14 protein-coding genes and 4 tRNA genes are annotated in these 18,412 nt (G+C 53.1%); all 18 read right to left on the bottom strand.

The features are described from left to right. Positions 1–13: 13 nt before the first annotated feature. Positions 14–2,119, bottom strand: coding sequence for an elongation factor G (fusA, locus tag GHN86_RS15440; RefSeq protein WP_153379986.1), 2,106 nt, complete (start codon positions 2,117–2,119; stop codon positions 14–16). Between the two features lie 30 nt (positions 2,120–2,149). Beyond that, positions 2,150–2,620, bottom strand: coding sequence for a 30S ribosomal protein S7 (gene rpsG, locus GHN86_RS15435; protein ID WP_019824369.1), 471 nt, complete (start codon positions 2,618–2,620; stop codon positions 2,150–2,152). Positions 2,621–2,743: 123 nt separating this feature from the next. Beyond that, positions 2,744–3,115: a 30S ribosomal protein S12 gene (gene rpsL / locus GHN86_RS15430; RefSeq protein ID WP_002555494.1), complete on the bottom strand. Its 372-nt coding sequence runs from the start codon at positions 3,113–3,115 to the stop codon at positions 2,744–2,746. Between the two features lie 216 nt (positions 3,116–3,331). Further along, positions 3,332–7,531 (bottom strand): DNA-directed RNA polymerase subunit beta', encoded by a 4,200-nt coding sequence (rpoC, locus tag GHN86_RS15425; RefSeq protein WP_153379988.1) that lies wholly within the window; start codon positions 7,529–7,531, stop codon positions 3,332–3,334. Positions 7,532–7,594: 63 nt separating this feature from the next. Further along, on the bottom strand, positions 7,595–11,668 hold the full coding sequence (rpoB, locus tag GHN86_RS15420) for a DNA-directed RNA polymerase subunit beta (protein WP_153379990.1): 4,074 nt from the start codon (positions 11,666–11,668) through the stop codon (positions 7,595–7,597). 219 nt (positions 11,669–11,887) lie between these two features. Continuing rightward, positions 11,888–12,253, bottom strand: a complete 366-nt coding sequence (gene rplL / locus GHN86_RS15415; RefSeq protein WP_048378431.1) for a 50S ribosomal protein L7/L12 — start codon at positions 12,251–12,253, stop codon at positions 11,888–11,890. Between the two features lie 80 nt (positions 12,254–12,333). Beyond that, positions 12,334–12,834 (bottom strand): 50S ribosomal protein L10, encoded by a 501-nt coding sequence (rplJ, locus tag GHN86_RS15410; protein WP_122785687.1) that lies wholly within the window; start codon positions 12,832–12,834, stop codon positions 12,334–12,336. A 195-nt stretch (positions 12,835–13,029) separates the two neighbouring features. Further along, positions 13,030–13,725: a 50S ribosomal protein L1 gene (rplA, locus tag GHN86_RS15405; RefSeq protein WP_122785688.1), complete on the bottom strand. Its 696-nt coding sequence runs from the start codon at positions 13,723–13,725 to the stop codon at positions 13,030–13,032. Further along, positions 13,725–14,156, bottom strand: a complete 432-nt coding sequence (rplK, locus tag GHN86_RS15400) for a 50S ribosomal protein L11 (protein WP_003210097.1) — start codon at positions 14,154–14,156, stop codon at positions 13,725–13,727. The genes rplA and rplK overlap by 1 nt, the downstream gene beginning before the upstream one ends. 120 nt (positions 14,157–14,276) lie before the next feature. Next, positions 14,277–14,810 (bottom strand): transcription termination/antitermination protein NusG, encoded by a 534-nt coding sequence (gene nusG / locus GHN86_RS15395; RefSeq protein WP_094992107.1) that lies wholly within the window; start codon positions 14,808–14,810, stop codon positions 14,277–14,279. A 9-nt stretch (positions 14,811–14,819) separates the two neighbouring features. Then, positions 14,820–15,188: a preprotein translocase subunit SecE gene (secE, locus tag GHN86_RS15390; RefSeq protein ID WP_153386881.1), complete on the bottom strand. Its 369-nt coding sequence runs from the start codon at positions 15,186–15,188 to the stop codon at positions 14,820–14,822. A gap of 45 nt (positions 15,189–15,233) precedes the next feature. Further along, positions 15,234–15,309, bottom strand: a tRNA-Trp gene (locus GHN86_RS15385). 246 nt (positions 15,310–15,555) lie between these two features. Continuing rightward, positions 15,556–15,631: transfer RNA gene (locus tag GHN86_RS15380), tRNA-Thr, on the bottom strand. Between the two features lie 26 nt (positions 15,632–15,657). Continuing rightward, positions 15,658–15,731 (bottom strand) — tRNA-Gly (locus GHN86_RS15375). A 24-nt stretch (positions 15,732–15,755) separates the two neighbouring features. Then, positions 15,756–15,840, bottom strand: a tRNA-Tyr gene (locus GHN86_RS15370). A 161-nt stretch (positions 15,841–16,001) separates the two neighbouring features. After that, positions 16,002–16,427: a hypothetical protein gene (locus GHN86_RS15365; RefSeq protein ID WP_153386879.1), complete on the bottom strand. Its 426-nt coding sequence runs from the start codon at positions 16,425–16,427 to the stop codon at positions 16,002–16,004. A 7-nt stretch (positions 16,428–16,434) separates the two neighbouring features. Further along, the gene (locus GHN86_RS15360) at positions 16,435–17,178 is read right to left on the bottom strand and encodes a pantothenate kinase (RefSeq protein WP_153379994.1); all 744 of its coding nucleotides are present in this window, start codon (positions 17,176–17,178) and stop codon (positions 16,435–16,437) included. Then, the gene (birA, locus tag GHN86_RS15355; protein ID WP_153379996.1) at positions 17,168–18,115 is read right to left on the bottom strand and encodes a bifunctional biotin--[acetyl-CoA-carboxylase] ligase/biotin operon repressor BirA; all 948 of its coding nucleotides are present in this window, start codon (positions 18,113–18,115) and stop codon (positions 17,168–17,170) included. Before birA ends, GHN86_RS15360 begins: the two co-directional genes overlap by 11 nt. Between the last annotated feature and the right edge of the window lie 297 nt (positions 18,116–18,412).

Raw genomic sequence — 18,412 nt, 5'->3', positions numbered from 1 at the left:
GGACTGAACTAAATCAGCCTTGTTTTTTAGTAACAGCTTCGACGATGTGCGACGGAGCTGTATCGTATTTTTTGAATTCCATAGAGTAGCTTGCGCGACCCTGAGACATGGAACGAACGTCGGTCGCATAACCGAACATTTCACCCAACGGTACTTCAGCACGAATTACTTTGCCGGAGACCGTATCTTCCATACCCTGGATCATGCCGCGACGACGATTCAAGTCGCCCATCACGTCACCCATATAGTCTTCAGGTGTAACAACCTCTACCGCCATGATCGGCTCAAGCAACTCACCACCACCTTTGGAGGCCAATTGCTTGGTAGCCATGGAAGCAGCCACCTTAAACGCCATCTCGTTGGAGTCGACGTCGTGGTAAGAACCATCAAACACGGTAGCCTTCAGGCCGATCAGCGGATAGCCGGCAACAACACCGTTCTTCATCTGCTCTTCGATACCCTTCTGGATAGCCGGGATGTATTCCTTAGGAACCACACCACCTACCACTTCGTTCACGAACTGCAGACCTTCCTGACCTTCGTCAGCAGGTGCAAAACGGATCCAGCAATGGCCAAACTGACCACGACCGCCGGACTGACGAACGAACTTGCCTTCGATCTCACAGCTCTTCGTGATGCGCTCACGATACGAAACCTGAGGCTTACCGATGTTGGCTTCGACGTTGAACTCACGGCGCATCCGGTCAACCAGGATGTCCAAGTGCAGCTCGCCCATGCCAGAAATGATCGTTTGACCAGTTTCTTCATCAGTTTTTACGCGGAAAGATGGATCTTCCTGAGCAAGCTTGCCCAGTGCGATACCCATTTTTTCCTGGTCATCCTTGGTCTTAGGCTCAACGGCAACCGAAATAACCGGCTCCGGGAAGTCCATACGAACCAGAATGATTGGCTTGTCAGCGGCGCACAAGGTTTCACCAGTGGTGACGTCCTTCATGCCGATCAAGGCCGCGATGTCACCAGCGCGTACTTCCTTGATCTCTTCACGGGCGTTTGCGTGCATTTGCACCATACGACCCACGCGCTCTTTCTTACCTTTAACCGAGTTGATTACGCCGTCACCGGAGTTCAACACGCCCGAGTAAACGCGGACGAAGGTCAGAGTACCCACGAATGGGTCAGTAGCAATCTTGAACGCCAGAGCCGAGAACGGCTCGTTGTCGTCTGCATGACGCTCCAGCTCGATAGTCTCGTCATCCGGGTCAGTACCCTTGATGGCAGGAATCTCGGACGGGGCAGGCAAGTAGTCGATAACGGCGTCGAGAACCAGGGGAACACCCTTGTTCTTGAACGAAGAACCACAAACAGCCAGAACGATCTCACCAGCGATAGTACGCTGACGCAGAGCGGCCTTGATTTCCTCGTTGGTGAGTTCTTCACCCTCGAGGTACTTGTTCATCAGTTCTTCGCTGGCTTCGGCAGCAGCCTCAACCATGTTACCGCGCCACTCTTCAGCCAATTCCAGCAATTCAGCAGGAATTGCTTCACGACGTGGAGTCATACCTTTGTCAGCATCATTCCAGTAAACAGCTTCCATGGACATCAGATCGATCTGACCCTGGAAGTTGTCTTCTGAACCGATAGCCAATTGGATTGGCACCGGAGTGTGACCCAGACGCTGCTTGATCTGACCGATCACGCGCAGGAAGTTGGCACCAGCACGGTCCATCTTGTTTACGTAAACAAGACGTGGAACGCCGTATTTGTTGGCTTGACGCCATACGGTTTCCGACTGAGGCTCAACACCCGAAGTACCGCAGAACACAACGACCGCGCCGTCGAGTACACGCAGGGAACGCTCAACTTCAATAGTGAAGTCAACGTGGCCCGGTGTATCGATTACGTTGAAACGATACTGGTCTTTGTGCTGCTTAACGGAACCCTGCCAGAAGGCGGTAATAGCAGCAGAAGTAATGGTAATACCACGCTCCTGCTCCTGAACCATCCAGTCTGTGGTCGCGGCGCCGTCATGCACCTCGCCCATTTTGTGACTTTTGCCAGTGTAAAAAAGGACGCGCTCGGTGGTGGTGGTTTTACCAGCATCCACGTGAGCAACGATACCGATGTTACGGTAGCGATTAATCGGAGTAGTACGAGCCATAAAGCCCTCGCAAAATGAGTTGCGCTGAAATTAGAAGCGGTAGTGCGAGAAAGCTTTGTTGGCTTCAGCCATACGGTGCACGTCTTCACGCTTCTTAACTGCTGCGCCTTTGCCTTCGGCAGCGTCCAACAGTTCGCCAGCCAAGCGCAGAGCCATAGACTTCTCGCCGCGCTTGCGGGCGAAGTCTACCAACCAGCGCATTGCCAGGGCGTTACGACGGGACGGGCGAACTTCGACCGGAACCTGGTAAGTAGCACCGCCTACACGGCGCGACTTCACTTCGACCAGCGGAGCGATGGCGTCGAGAGCTTTCTCGAAGATTTCCAGGGGATCGCTGTTCTTGCGTTCTTTAACCTTTTCCAGCGCGCCATAAACGATACGTTCGGCAACGGCTTTTTTGCCGCTTTCCATCACGTGGTTCATGAACTTGGCCAGAATTTGGCTTCCGTATTTTGGATCGTCAAGCACATCGCGCTTGGCTGCTACGCGTCTTCTTGGCATGGATAAGCCCTCAAACGGTCTTCAGGTTAGCTCGGAACCATTACACCCAGTGGATGCACGTCCGACCTTACTCTTATCGACTCAGAAAAAAAGAAATCTGCATTATTTACCAGCAACCGAATACTACTTCGGCTTCTTGGTACCGTACTTCGAACGACCTTGGTTACGACCTTTAACGCCGGAAGTATCCAAAGAGCCGCGAACGGTGTGATAACGAACACCTGGCAAGTCTTTTACACGACCGCCACGAATCAGTACCACGCTGTGCTCTTGCAGGTTGTGGCCTTCACCGCCGATGTACGAGGAAACCTCGAAACCGTTGGTCAGACGCACACGGCATACTTTACGCAGTGCCGAGTTAGGTTTTTTCGGCGTAGTTGTATACACACGGGTGCATACGCCACGACGTTGCGGGCAGTTTTGCAGCGCAGGTACGTCGGATTTCTCGACGATACGCTTACGCGGCTGACGTACCAGCTGGTTGATAGTTGCCATCTACTAGCTCCACTGTTGTCTTGCGACGCTATTGTCTTGCAAGAAAAGCAAAATGGCAGGAACGAATTCCCGCCAAATTTAGGGGTACAAGAGTCTAAAGAGGATCTTGCCCCCAGTCAAGGCAAGGCCCCGACACTTCCACTCACCAAACCCAGACATTTTGCCAGGATTCGATGAACGGAACTGCCGGGGCCCGCCCATCATTTACCGCAGAACTCAGTTACCGCTCGAGTTCAGTGCTTCGGTCAGTGCAGCTTCCACTTCACTGGCGCTTACGCGCAACGGTTTGTCAGCATCACGGCGGCGCTTGCGCTCGCTGTGGTAAGCCAGACCGGTACCTGCCGGGATCAAACGACCAACGACTACGTTTTCTTTCAGGCCGCGCAGGTAATCGCGCTTGCCGGTTACCGCTGCTTCGGTCAGTACGCGGGTAGTCTCTTGGAAAGAGGCCGCGGAGATGAACGATTCAGTCGACAACGAGGCCTTGGTGATACCCAGCAGGACGCGAGTGAACTTGGACACGAACTTGTCTTCGTTGCCCAGACGCTCGTTCTCGGTCAATACCTGCGTCAACTCCATCTGGTCGCCCTTGATGAAGGTGGAATCGCCAGACTCGGCAATCTCAACTTTACGCAGCATCTGACGCAGAATGGTCTCGATGTGCTTGTCGTTGATTTTCACGCCTTGCAGACGGTAAACGTCCTGGATCTCGTTAACGATGTACTTGGCCAGCGCACTCACACCCAGCAGACGCAGGATGTCATGTGGATCGCTAGGACCGTCGGAAATAACTTCGCCGCGGTTCACTTGCTCGCCTTCGAAGACGTTCAGGTGACGCCACTTTGGAATCAGCTCTTCGTACGGATCAGTACCATCGTTCGGGGTAATAACCAGACGACGCTTGCCTTTGGTTTCTTTACCGAACGCGATGGTGCCGCTGACTTCAGCCAGAATCGAGGCTTCTTTCGGACGACGGGCTTCGAACAAGTCAGCAACCCGCGGCAGACCACCGGTGATGTCTCGAGTTTTCGAAGTTTCTTGCGGAATACGAGCGATAACATCACCGATCGCGATTTCCGCGCCATCCGCTACACCGACCAAGGCGTTAGCTGGCAGGAAGTACTGGGCCGGTACGTCAGTACCTGGCAACAGCAGATCCTTACCATCAACACCCACCATCTTAACGGCTGGACGAATGTCCTTGCCGGCAGCTGGACGATCTTTGGCATCAAGCACTTCAATGTTGGTCATACCGGTCAATTCGTCAGTCTGACGTTTGATCGTGATGCCCTCTTCCATGCCCACGTAGGTCACGGTACCTTTCATTTCGGTAACGATTGGGTGAGTGTGCGGATCCCACTTGGCTACGATAGAGCCAGCGTCAACCTTGTCACCTTCTTTAACCGAAATAACGGCGCCGTATGGCAGCTTGTAACGCTCACGCTCACGACCGTAGTCATCAGCGATTGCCAGCTCACCGGAACGCGACACCGCTACCAGACAGCCATCTACTCGCTCAACGTGCTTCAGGTTGTGCAGACGGACGGTACCGCCATTTTTCACCTGAACGCTGTCAGCAGCAGAGGTCCGGCTTGCCGCACCACCAATGTGGAACGTACGCATGGTCAGCTGTGTACCCGGCTCACCGATCGACTGTGCAGCAATTACGCCGACAGCTTCACCGATGTTCACCTGGTGACCACGAGCCAGATCACGACCGTAGCACTTGGCGCAGATACCGAAACGAGTTTCGCAGCTGATTGGCGAGCGTACGATAACTTCGTCGATGCTGTTCAGCTCGATGAATTCAACCCACTTCTCGTCTACCAGAGTGCCTGCAGGAACGATAACTTCCTCAGTACCCGGCTTGAAGACGTCACGGGCGATTACTCGACCCAGAACGCGCTCACCCAATGGCTCAACAACGTCACCGCCTTCGATGTGCGGAGTCATCAGCAGACCGTGTTCGGTACCACAGTCAACTTCTGTTACCACCAAGTCTTGGGCTACGTCTACCAGACGACGCGTCAGATAACCGGAGTTAGCTGTTTTCAAGGCGGTATCCGCCAGACCCTTACGAGCACCGTGAGTCGAGATGAAGTACTGAAGTACGCTCAAACCTTCACGGAAGTTCGCAGTAATCGGCGTTTCGATGATGGAACCGTCTGGCTTGGCCATCAGACCACGCATACCGGCCAGCTGACGGATCTGCGCAGCAGAACCCCGAGCACCGGAGTCGGCCATCATGTACATCGAGTTGAACGACTCTTGCTCAACTTCAACGCCGTGACGGTCAATAACCTTCTCTTTCGAGAGGTTCGACATCATAGCCTTGGAAACTTCGTCGTTAGCTTTCGACCAAAGGTCGATTACTTTGTTGTACTTCTCGCCCTGAGTTACCAGGCCGGAGGCGTACTGGCTTTCGATCTCTTTCACTTCATCGGTTGCAGCCGCGATGATGCGAGCCTTTTCATCCGGGATAACGAAGTCGTTAACACCGATGGAAACGCCGGAGATGGTCGAGTAAGCAAAACCTGTGTACATCAACTGGTCAGCGAAGATCACGGTCTCTTTCAAACCAACCACGCGGTAGCACTGGTTGATCAGTTTGGAGATCGCTTTTTTCTTCATCGGCAAGTTGACGACGTCGTACGACAGACCTTTTGGTACAACCTGGAACAACAGCGCACGACCGACAGTAGTGTCGACGATACGGGTGTTGCTCACGCTGCCGCCATCACGGTCGTTTACGGTTTCGCTGATGCGAACCTTGACCTTGGCATGCAAAGCAGCTTCGCCAGCACGGAATACACGGTCAACTTCCTGCAAGTCAGCGAACACACGACCTTCGCCTTTGGCGTTGATCGCTTCACGCGTCATGTAGTACAGACCCAATACAACGTCCTGCGACGGCACGATGATTGGCTCACCGTTGGCTGGCGACAGAATGTTGTTGGTCGACATCATCAACGCACGCGCTTCCAACTGGGCTTCCAGTGTCAGCGGTACGTGCACGGCCATTTGGTCGCCGTCGAAGTCGGCGTTGTACGCAGCACAGACCAGAGGGTGCAGCTGGATAGCCTTACCTTCGATCAGTACCGGTTCAAACGCCTGGATGCCCAAACGGTGAAGGGTCGGTGCACGGTTGAGGAGCACTGGGTGTTCGCGGATAACTTCAGCGAGAACGTCCCAAACTTCCGGCAGCTCGCGCTCAACCATCTTCTTGGCGGCTTTAATGGTGGTAGCAAGACCACGCATTTCCAACTTGCCGAAGATGAACGGCTTGAACAGCTCGAGAGCCATTTTCTTAGGCAGACCGCACTGGTGCAGACGCAGGGTCGGACCTACGGTAATTACCGAACGACCCGAGTAGTCAACACGCTTACCGAGCAAGTTCTGACGGAAACGGCCTTGCTTACCCTTGATCATGTCAGCCAAGGATTTCAGAGGACGCTTGTTGGAACCTGTAATAGCACGACCGCGACGGCCGTTGTCGAGCAGTGCGTCGACCGCTTCTTGCAACATGCGCTTTTCGTTACGCACGATGATGTCCGGAGCGGACAGATCAAGCAGGCGCTTCAAGCGGTTGTTACGGTTGATCACTCGACGGTACAGATCGTTGAGGTCGGAAGTCGCGAAACGACCACCATCCAACGGAACCAAAGGACGCAGATCTGGCGGCAGAACCGGCAGAACGGTCAGAACCATCCACTCTGGAAGGTTGCCGGAGCCCAAGAAGGCCTCCATCAACTTCAAGCGCTTGGACAGCTTCTTGATTTTGGTTTCGGAGTTGGTTTGCGGAATTTCTTCGCGCAGACGGCCAATCTCGTGCTCCAGATCGATAGCGTGCAGCAGCTCGCGGACAGCTTCAGCACCCATACGGGCGTCAAAGTCGTCGCCGAACTCTTCCAGCGCTTCGAAGTACTGCTCATCGTTCAGCAGCTGACCTTTTTCCAGAGTGGTCATGCCCGGATCGATAACGACATAGCTCTCGAAGTAGAGAACACGTTCGATATCACGCAGGGTCATGTCCATCAGCAAGCCGATACGGGACGGCAGCGATTTAAGGAACCAGATGTGAGCCACTGGCGAAGCCAGTTCGATGTGAGCCATGCGCTCGCGACGGACCTTGGCCAGTGCGACTTCAACGCCACACTTCTCACAGATCACACCACGGTGCTTCAAGCGCTTGTACTTACCGCACAGGCACTCGTAATCCTTTACCGGGCCAAAGATTTTGGCGCAGAACAGGCCGTCACGCTCAGGCTTGAACGTACGGTAGTTGATGGTTTCCGGCTTTTTAACTTCACCGAACGACCACGAACGGATCATCTCAGGCGATGCCAATCCAATACGGATGGCGTCGAACTCTTCGACTTGACCCTGGTTTTTCAGCAAATTCAGTAGGTCTTTCAAGGCCTTTCCTCCTGGCGGAGCAGAGAGCGGGCAAAAAGCCCCGCTCTCGATTCGCGTCACGTGTTATTCGGTTTCCAGATCGATATCGATGCCGAGGGAACGAATTTCTTTGATCAACACGTTGAAGGACTCGGGCATGCCCGGCTCCATACGGTGATCGCCATCCACGATGTTTTTGTACATCTTGGTACGGCCGTTCACATCGTCCGACTTCACTGTGAGCATTTCTTGCAGAGTGTATGCCGCGCCGTAGGCTTCCAGCGCCCAGACCTCCATCTCCCCGAAACGCTGACCACCGAACTGCGCCTTACCACCCAGCGGCTGCTGAGTAACCAGGCTGTAAGAACCGGTAGAACGAGCGTGCATCTTGTCGTCTACCAAGTGGTTCAGCTTCAGCATGTACATGTAGCCAACGGTTACCGGACGCTCGAACTGGTTGCCGGTACGACCATCAGTCAGTGTCATCTGGCCGCTGTCTGGCAGGTCAGCCAAACGAAGCATTGCCTTGATTTCACTTTCTTTGGCACCGTCGAACACCGGGGTAGCCATCGGCACACCGCCGCGAAGGTTCTTCGCCAGATCAAGAATTTCCTGATCAGAGAAGTCATCCAGGCTTTCTTGACGACCGCCAATTTCGTTGTAGATCTCATGCAGGAACTTACGCAGGTCAGCGACCTTGCGCTGCTCTTCAATCATGAGGTTGATCTTCTCGCCCAAACCTTTGGCTGCGAGGCCCAGGTGAGTTTCGAGAATCTGACCAACGTTCATACGCGAAGGTACGCCCAACGGGTTGAGAACAACATCGACCGGAGTGCCATTGGCATCGTACGGCATGTCTTCAACCGGCATGATCACGGAGACCACACCTTTGTTACCGTGACGACCAGCCATCTTGTCACCCGGCTGGATGCGACGACGGATTGCCAGGTAAACCTTGACGATTTTCAGCACGCCTGGAGCCAGGTCATCGCCTTGCTGCAGTTTGCGCTTCTTGTCTTCGAACTTGTCGTCAAGCAGACGACGGCGATCGATGATGTAAGCCTGAGCCTTTTCGAGCTGCTCGTTCAGAGCATCTTCAGCCATACGCAGTTTGAACCACTGACCATGCTCAAGACCGTCCAGGATTTCATGAGTGATTTCCTGACCTTTCTTAAGACCGGCACCGCCCTCGGCTATACGGCCAACCAGAGCAGAACGCAGACGCTCGAAAGTAGCACCTTCAACAATACGGAACTCTTCGTTCAAGTCCTTGCGGATCTCGTCCAGCTGAGTCTTCTCGATGGACAGTGCACGAGCATCACGCTCCACGCCATCGCGAGTGAAGACCTGTACGTCGATAACAGTACCTTTGGTACCGGTAGGTACACGCAGGGAGGTGTCTTTAACGTCGCTGGCTTTTTCGCCAAAGATTGCACGCAACAGCTTCTCTTCTGGCGTCAGTTGAGTCTCACCTTTCGGAGTGACCTTACCAACCAGAATGTCGCCAGCGCCAACTTCAGCACCTACGTAAACGATACCGGCTTCGTCCAGTTTGTTCAGTGCAGCTTCACCCACGTTAGGGATGTCCGCAGTGATCTCTTCAGGCCCAAGCTTGGTGTCACGCGCCACACAGGTCAGTTCCTGAATGTGGATCGTGGTAAAGCGATCTTCTTGAACAACTCGTTCCGACAAGCAGATGGAGTCTTCGAAGTTGTAACCGTTCCAGGCCATGAACGCGATGCGCATGTTCTGACCCAATGCCAGCTCACCCATATCGGTGGACGGGCCATCAGCCATGATGTCGCTACGCTGAACACGATCACCTTTGCGAACCAGCGGACGCTGGTTAATGCAGGTGTTCTGGTTGGAGCGGGTGTATTTGGTCAGGTTGTAGATGTCGACACCGGCTTCGCCAGTTTCAACTTCATCATCAGCAACACGAACCACAATACGGCTGGCATCAACAGAGTCGATAACACCGCCACGACGAGCTACGACGCAAACGCCGGAGTCACGCGCTACGTTACGCTCCATGCCGGTACCCACCAGCGGCTTGTCAGCGCGCAGGGTTGGTACAGCTTGACGCTGCATGTTGGAACCCATCAACGCACGGTTGGCGTCATCGTGTTCCAGGAACGGGATCAGCGACGCTGCAACCGAAACTACCTGCTTCGGCGAAACATCCATCAAGGTGACGTCTTCCGGCGCCTTAACGGTGAACTCGTTCAAGTGACGAACAGCTACCAGCTCGTCGACCAGGACTTTCTTGTCGTTCATCGTGGCCGAAGCCTGAGCGATCACGTGATCAGCTTCTTCGATGGCAGACAGGAAGACGATCTCGTCGGTCACCAGTGCGTCTTTCACCACACGGTACGGGCTCTCGAGGAAGCCGTACTGGTTAGTGCGCGCATAGGCAGCCAAGGAGTTGATCAGACCGATGTTCGGGCCTTCTGGCGTTTCAATCGGGCATACACGGCCGTAGTGAGTCGGGTGTACGTCACGAACTTCAAAGCCCGCACGCTCACGCGTCAGACCGCCCGGGCCCAGTGCAGAAACACGGCGCTTGTGGGTGATCTCGGACAGCGGGTTGTTCTGGTCCATAAACTGAGACAGCTGGCTGGAACCGAAGAACTCTTTCACCGCGGCAGCCACAGGCTTGGCGTTGATCAGGTCTTGCGGCATCAGGCCTTCGCTTTCAGCCATCGACAGACGCTCTTTGACTGCACGCTCAACACGCACCAAGCCAACGCGGAACTGGTTTTCAGCCATTTCGCCTACACAGCGAACACGACGGTTACCCAGGTGGTCGATGTCATCGACAATGCCTTTACCGTTACGGATGTCGACCAGAGTCTTCAATACCGCGACGATGTCTTCTTTGCACAACACGCCCGAACCTTCGATCTCGGTACGACCGATACGACGGTTGAACTTCATCCGGCCGACCGCAGACAGGTCATAGCGCTCAGGGCTGAAGAACAGGTTGTTGAACAGAGTCTCGGCAGCATCTTTGGTTGGCGGCTCGCCCGGACGCATCATGCGATAGATCTCGACCAGCGCTTCCAATTGGTTGCTGGTGGAATCAATCTTCAGAGTGTCGGAGACGAACGGACCGCAGTCGATATCGTTGGTGTACAACGTTTCGATGCGAACAACCTGGCTCTTGGCAATTTTTGCCAGAATTTCAGTGGTCAGCTCGGTGTTGCACTCAGCAATGATCTCGCCGGTTGCCGGATGCACGATAGCCTTGGCCGTTGTGCGACCCAGGACGTAGTCCAGAGGCATAACGAGCTGCTTGATACCGGCCTTTTCCAGCTGGTTAATGTGGCGAGCAGTAATACGACGACCCTGCTCAACAATAACCTTGCCTTTATCATCGGTAATATCGATGGCCGCGATTTCACCGCGAAGGCGCTGTGGAACCAGTTCCAGGCTGATGCTTTCGCCTTGAACATGGAACACGTTAGTGGTGTAAAACGCGTCCAGCACTTGCTCGGTGGTATAACCCAACGCGCGCAGCAATACCGATGCAGGCAGCTTGCGACGACGGTCAATACGAACGAACACGCAGTCTTTCGGGTCGAACTCGAAGTCCAACCACGAACCACGGTAAGGAATGATACGCGCGGAATAAAGCAGCTTACCGGAGCTGTGCGTCTTGCCGCGGTCGTGGTCAAAGAACACGCCCGGGGAACGGTGCAGCTGGGAAACAATTACACGCTCGGTACCATTGATTACAAAGGTACCGTTCTCAGTCATCAGGGGGATTTCACCCATGTAGACTTCTTGCTCTTTGATGTCCTTGATCGCTTTGTTCGACGATTCTTTGTCGAAAATGATCAAACGAACTTTTACCCGCAAAGGTACGGCGTACGTTACACCACGCAACACGCATTCTTTGACATCAAATGCCGGCTCGCCCAAACGATAACCGACATACTCCAGCGCAGCATTGCCGGAGTAGCTGATGATCGGGAAAACGGATTTGAAGGCCGCATGCAGGCCCACGTCGCGGAACTTATCTTTAGTCGCTCCCGCCTGCAAGAATTCACGATACGAATCCAGCTGGATTGCCAAGAGATACGGCACATCCATGACGTCCGGCAACTTGCTAAAGTCCTTGCGGATACGTTTTTTCTCAGTATATGAGTAAGCCATCAGCGTTCCCCAGCTTGGTCACCTGCTTGTTTGGCCTCTCCCGACGGGAGCAGCCAGAAAATCGTGCAAACCCCTTGGTTTGCTCCACCGCACAGGGTGGTTACAGCACGTTAAAAGCACCAACCTAGTCGGTTGCCAGTAACGGAAAAAGGCCGGTGGCAAGAGCCACCAGCCATCAGCCTCGGCTTAACGCCAGGGCTGGAGACGCAAGGTCGATGCTTACTTCAGCTCGACTTTAGCGCCTGCTTCTTCCAAGGTAGCCTTGGCTTTGTCAGCTGCGTCTTTAGCAACAGCTTCCAGAACCATAGCTGGAGCGCCGTCAACTACTGCCTTAGCTTCTTTCAAGCCCAGACCAGTCAGCTCACGAACAGCCTTGATCACGTTAACTTTCTTCTCGCCAGCTTCCAGCAGCATGACGTTGAATTCAGTTTGCTCTTCAACAACAGCAGCGGCAGCAGCAGGACCAGCAGAAGCAGCAGCAGCGGAAACGCCGAACTTCTCTTCCATTGCTTTGATCAGTTCAACGATTTCCAGAACGGATTTTTCGCCGATTGCTTCGATGATTTGGTCGTTAGTCAGAGACATGACTATTAATTCCTGTATTGGGGTGACAGCCTAAGCGGCCATCGAAATAAACAATAAACGCTGAAAGGAGTTGCCGAGCCTTAGGCTGCAGCTGCTTCTTTCTGGTCGCGAAGTGCCGCCAGAGTACGAGCCAATTTGCTGGTAGCGCCTTGAATCACGCTCATCAGCTGAGAAATGGCTTCGTCACGGGTCGGCAGACTTGCCAGTACGTCGATCTGATTAGCTGCGAGGAACTTGCCCTCGAACGCAGCTGCCTTGATCTCGAACTTATCCTGACCTTTAGCGAACTCTTTGAAAATACGAGCAGCAGCGCCCGGATGTTCCTGGGAGAACGCAATCAAGGTAGGGCCAGTGAACACGTCGTTGAGAACACTGTATTCAGTGTCAGCAACAGCGCGCTTTAGCAGGGTGTTACGTACAACACGTACGTAAACGCCAGCTTCACGAGCCTCTTTACGGAGTCCGGTCATAGCGCTTACTGTCACACCGCGGGCATCAGCCACAACAGCGGACAGGGCAACTTTGGCAGCCTCGTTGACTTCAGCGACGATGGCCTTCTTGTCTTCGAGTTTAATTGCCACGGGTTTAACTCCTGCTTGTTACCGTTTCATCCAACCTGAGTCGGATGTCGTTTTGGTGTCTGATTCGGTAAGGAACCGGGAGCACCATCTGCGTAGGCTTGAGGTTTAAGGCTTTCACCGCCTACGGTCTTGGATAGCCCCCGCCAGGCAGGGACCCCAATCTTTCATTGGCGCAGCATGCTGCGCCAATTTGTTTTACGCGTCCAAAGAACCTTGGTCGATGACCAAGCCTGGGCCCATAGTGGTGCTCAGGGTGACGCGCTTAACGTAAATACCTTTCGAGGAAGCTGGTTTGATACGCTTAAGATCAGCGACCAGAGCTTCAACGTTTTCCTTCAGCTTGACAGCGTCGAAACCGACCTTGCCAACGGAAGTGTGGATGATACCGTTTTTGTCGGTGCGATAACGAACCTGACCAGCTTTTGCGTTCTTAACCGCAGTCGCTACGTCGGGAGTTACTGTACCAACCTTAGGGTTAGGCATCAGGCCACGCGGACCCAGGATCTGACCCAACTGACCTACAACACGCATTGCGTCCGGGGAGGCAATAACCACGTCATAGTTCAGGTCGCCGCCTTTCATTTCTGCGGCCAGGTCGTCCATACCAACGCGATCTGCGCCGGCTGCCAGAGCAGCTTCAGCAGCTGGACCCTGAGTGAACACAGCTACACGTACAGTCTTGCCAGTGCCGTGTGGCAGCACAGTAGCGCTACGAACAACCTGGTCAGATTTACGTGGGTCTACGCCCAAGTTGATAGCGATGTCAAAAGACTCGCTGAACTTAACAGTCGACAGCTCGGCCAACAGAGCAGCAGCGTCTACGAAGTTGTAAGACTTGCCAGCTTCAATTTTACCGGCGATAGCCTTTTGGCGCTTAGTCAGCTTAGCCATTACACACCCTCCACGTTAAGGCCCATGCTACGAGCAGAACCGGCGATGGTACGCACGGCTGCATCCATGTCAGCAGCAGTCAGATCCGCGTTTTTGGTTTTCGCGATTTCTTCCAGCTGTGCACGAGTAACAGTGCCAACCTTAACGGTGTTTGGACGAGCGGAACCGCTGGTCAAACCGGCAGCCTTCTTCAGCAGTACCGAAGCAGGGGTCGATTTGGTTTCGAATGTGAAGCTACGGTCGCTGTATACAGTGATGATCACAGGAGTCGGCAGGCCTGGCTCAATACCCTGAGTACGGGCGTTGAAAGCTTTGCAGAATTCCATGATGTTCACACCGTGCTGACCCAGAGCTGGACCAACAGGTGGGCTTGGGTTGGCCTGAGCGGCCTTCACTTGCAGCTTGATGTAAGCGGTAATCTTCTTGGCCATGAGGCACTCCAATTACGGGTTCAGACGCCTAAATTAAAAGGCTCCCCGGTTACTTGCGTGTTTATCCCAGTGACGACAAAACCCCACAGCCGAAGCCATGGGGTTGGGATGCGTGCTCAGCTAGACCTTTTCGACCTGACTGAACTCTAGCTCTACCGGAGTAGAGCGACCGAAAATGAGCACAGCCACTTGGATGCGACTCTTTTCGTAATTTACTTCTTCAACCGTGCCATTAAAATCGGCAAACGGGCCGTCAGTGACTCGAACAACTTCACCAGGCTCGAACAACGTCTTCGGCTTAGGTTTGTCGCTACCATCAGCAACGCGACGCAGAATTGCTTCTGCTTCTTTATCTGTGATCGGCGCTGGCTTGTCAGCGGTGCCACCAATAAAGCCCATGACGCGAGGGGTATCCTTGACTAAGTGCCAAGTACCTTCGTTCATGTCCATTTGAACTAGCACATAACCAGGGAAGAATTTCCGCTCGCTTTTGCGCTTCTGGCCATTACGCATTTCAACCACTTCTTCAGTGGGAACCAGAATCTCGCCGAAGCCATCTTCCATGCCTGCCAGCTTAATACGCTCAATCAAAGAGCGCATAACATGCTTTTCGTAACCCGAATAAGCATGCACAACGTACCAACGCTTAGCCACGGGACACCCTTAGCCAACAATCAAGAAAACGAGCCAACCGAGCAGGGAATCTAAACCCCACAACAGCAACGCCATAACAAGAACAACAGCCACCACGATCAACGTGGTCTGCGTAGTTTCTTGGCGAGTTGGCCATACGACTTTACGAATTTCAGCACGAGCTTCCTTTACCAGGACAGCGAACGACTTGCCTTTAGCGGTCTGCAACCCAATGTAGGCAGCAACAGCAGCAATAACAAGGAGAGCGATGACGCGATACAGGATCGGCGAACCAGAATAATACTGATTCCCAACAACGCCAACCACGACAAGGGCAACAACTGCTAGCCACTTGAGTAGATCGAAGCGAGAGCCTTGAACTTCAGCCTTGGGAGTCATCAAAGAGGATCCTGTGAAAAGAAAGCCAGATGCAATGAGAGAATCTGGCAGGTCAGGAGGGAATCGAACCCCCAACCTACGGTTTTGGAGACCGTCGCTCTGCCAATTGAGCTACTGACCTAAAACATTATCGAGCCGCCGATTATGCCGACCCGAGAGAGACTTTTCAACAACCAAAGCAATTACTTTTGCAGAAAGGCCCAAGCGGACCCAGCAGAAACTGCAAGCAACTGTATGCAAGCCACTCACAACAGCAATTGCCAACTGGAGCAGCAGCGCAAAAACAGAGCACCACCAGCAAACACCCCAGACAAGCTTTACAACCCGCTAAAACAAAGGCAGATATTTTCATATCTGCCTTGTTATATGGAGCTCTTGAGCGGATTTGAACCGCTGACCTCACCCTTACCAAGGGTGTGCTCTACCAACTGAGCTACAAGAGCAAAATCTACCTTCAAGCCAGCACAAATGGAGCGGGTGGCGGGAATCGAACCCGCATCATCAGCTTGGAAGGCTGAGGTTCTACCACTAAACTACACCCGCAAATCATGCTGATTTGTACAAATATGGTGGAGGGGGAAGGATTCGAACCTTCGAAGTCGTAGACGTCAGATTTACAGTCTGATCCCTTTGGCCGCTCGGGAACCCCTCCTGAGCTGAGCGGGATTCTACAGCATCCCAACTCTTTGTCAATCACTTTTCTTAACAAAATCATCAAGTTAGAAAATCGACTCACTCCACTTCGTGTTCACCTTTAGATGTTCACTGTGGAGCGGGCGCCATTCTATGCAAAGAAAGGGAGAGCCGCAACCCCTAGCACCTGCTTTTTTTGTATATTAAGCCATTGAATTCATTAGCAAGCCCCTGCATTAACTCCTCACTTACCTGCAGCGGGCTTTTCCGAGCAACACGATAGCGAACTGCTTCAATTTCCGCGGTTAGAGGAGTTACTCGCACAAGCCTTAAATTGAGACTTGCCAGCTTCAGCTCTAAGCTGCGCACCTGCCCAGCATCATTAATATCAGCAAGATAAATGCAGAATCCGCTAGAACCGGACGCTTTCTGATAATTAGCCAAAGAGACCGCGAGCTGCACCTCGCTAAGCAATTGGATTGTGCGCCTGCCCTCCACAGACTCTGATATCGACTGGACCTCCCTGATCTTCAATGGAGCTTCGAGCTTATGCCATACATAGTAAAAAACATTCAGCACGACAAGGAGCAGAAACAGCCAACGCATAGAAACCTCACGCCATGGGACAAGCAACCGCCAAACCGACAAAGACTAGATCCTGAACAAGCTTCGCATCTGGCACCACATCTGCCACAAGGCCAGCATCGCCGCCAGTAAGGAATACGACAAAGTCATCCCCCCAATACTCATGCGCAAGTTGCAACTGGGTTATGACAAACCCTCGCAACATCAACAAGCAACCACGCTCGACGGCCTCCGCAGTAGACCGACCTGGAGTACAACTGTGTAATGCTTGTTCTGCTAAAACATTGTCGTATCGGATACGCCGCGTATGGGTGCGCAGCTGGCTGCGCATCAAGGGGAATCCAGGACAAATGAACCCACCCAAGTGAGCACCATCAGCCGCTACAAAGTCAGAGGTTACTGCTGTGCCGAAATCAAGTATCAAGCACGCACCTTTGGCCAGCTCAAACCCACCCAACAGTGCTACCCAACGATCCAAACCCAAACGCTTGAAGTCGTCGTAGCCATTTCTAACTCCTGCCACAGCTCGCGCTGGCTGGGCGCTGAGTACTTCCAGCCCAAAGCTGGTCTCAAGTATAGAAATAAGATCAGCGGTTTCTTCATCACTTCGCACGCTCACCAAACGACAACCGCGTATACCCAATCCTGCGTGCGCCGACACAGCACTAACCAGCGCAGCATTTGAATCTGCAACTCCCCCACAGACCGAGACATTACCGTTAAGTACACGCCACTTTATAAAGCTATTGCCGCAGTCCAATTCAAGAATCATGGCGCAACCTCAAACTCAATTCGCCACCGCTGAATACTTTCTCCGTACCGGCCACATCTATACGCAAAGCACCCTGTCGATCAATGCCAAGAACTTTACCGTCGACCTTGTGAGTACCTGCGATTAACGACACATCCCTCCCTTGCCATAGATGATTTTCTTCCCACTCAGACTGCATAACAGAAAAACCCTGCATCTCATGCTGCTGCAAATATTGATGCAGCCTGTTATTAAGAATGACAATGAATTCATTACGATTAATAGAGCGACCAGTTTCCAAACGAATAGACGTCCATGCCTGATCAACCTCTTCGGCCGACTTCATATTGACGTTGATGCCAATGCCCAACACAACATGACAGACGTCCGCTGGATCACCGACTAACTCAAGCAGAATGCCAGCGATTTTTTTGCTACCCACGAGCACATCATTTGGCCATTTGAGGCCGGCATTAATAGTGCCGATATCGCGTAACGCATTTAATACAGCCAGACCGACAACTAAACTAAGTCCTTCAAGCTGACGCATCCCCCCCTCAATGCGCAGCACGAGACTGTAGTAGATATTTTCTGCGAACGGACTGACCCACTTACGACCTCGGCGACCTCGCCCCGCACTTTGCTGCTCCGCCAAAACAATAAAAGGAGCGACCTCACCTCGGCCCACACAACGCAAGGCCTCGGCGTTTGTTGAGTCCAGGGTCTGATGAATGAACGCTGGCCAAGGTGTAGAGGGGATCTGCTCGGAATCAAGCAGCACTAGCGGTGAAGCTAATTGATAACCACGACCGCGAACCTTATGAATAGATAAGTTCAAGTCTGACTCTAAGTGCTGCAACTGCTTCCATACAGCACTTCGGCTTATACCGAGGGCTTGACCCAAGGCCTGCCCCGAGTGAAATCGACCATCTTTAAGGAGTTCCAACAACGTTAGCATTCACGTATCACCTCACAATGAGGGAGGCATGATAGCTATGCGCTAGACCATTGCATACCCAGCCCCCCCAAAGCATTACTGCGTTATCGGAGATGCTGGCAGATCTGCCAAAAACACTTTCACAAACACAGGAAACGCTCTTTAAAAATAAAGAGCCCTAATCCCTTGGATTTTTTTGCCCACAAAAACAAACCCCCTGTCTGCGTTAGCAGACAGGGGGTTTGGAATTTAATCTTGACGATGACCTACTCTCACATGGGGAAACCCCACACTACCATCGGCGATGCATCGTTTCAC

Origin of the sequence: Pseudomonas helleri, from assembly GCF_009600315.1 — a bacterium.
In the GTDB taxonomy this organism is placed as follows: domain Bacteria; phylum Pseudomonadota; class Gammaproteobacteria; order Pseudomonadales; family Pseudomonadaceae; genus Aquipseudomonas; species Aquipseudomonas helleri_A.
The sequence above is the reverse complement of the archived record's forward strand: the minus strand, read 5'-3'. Positions and strand labels throughout refer to the sequence as shown.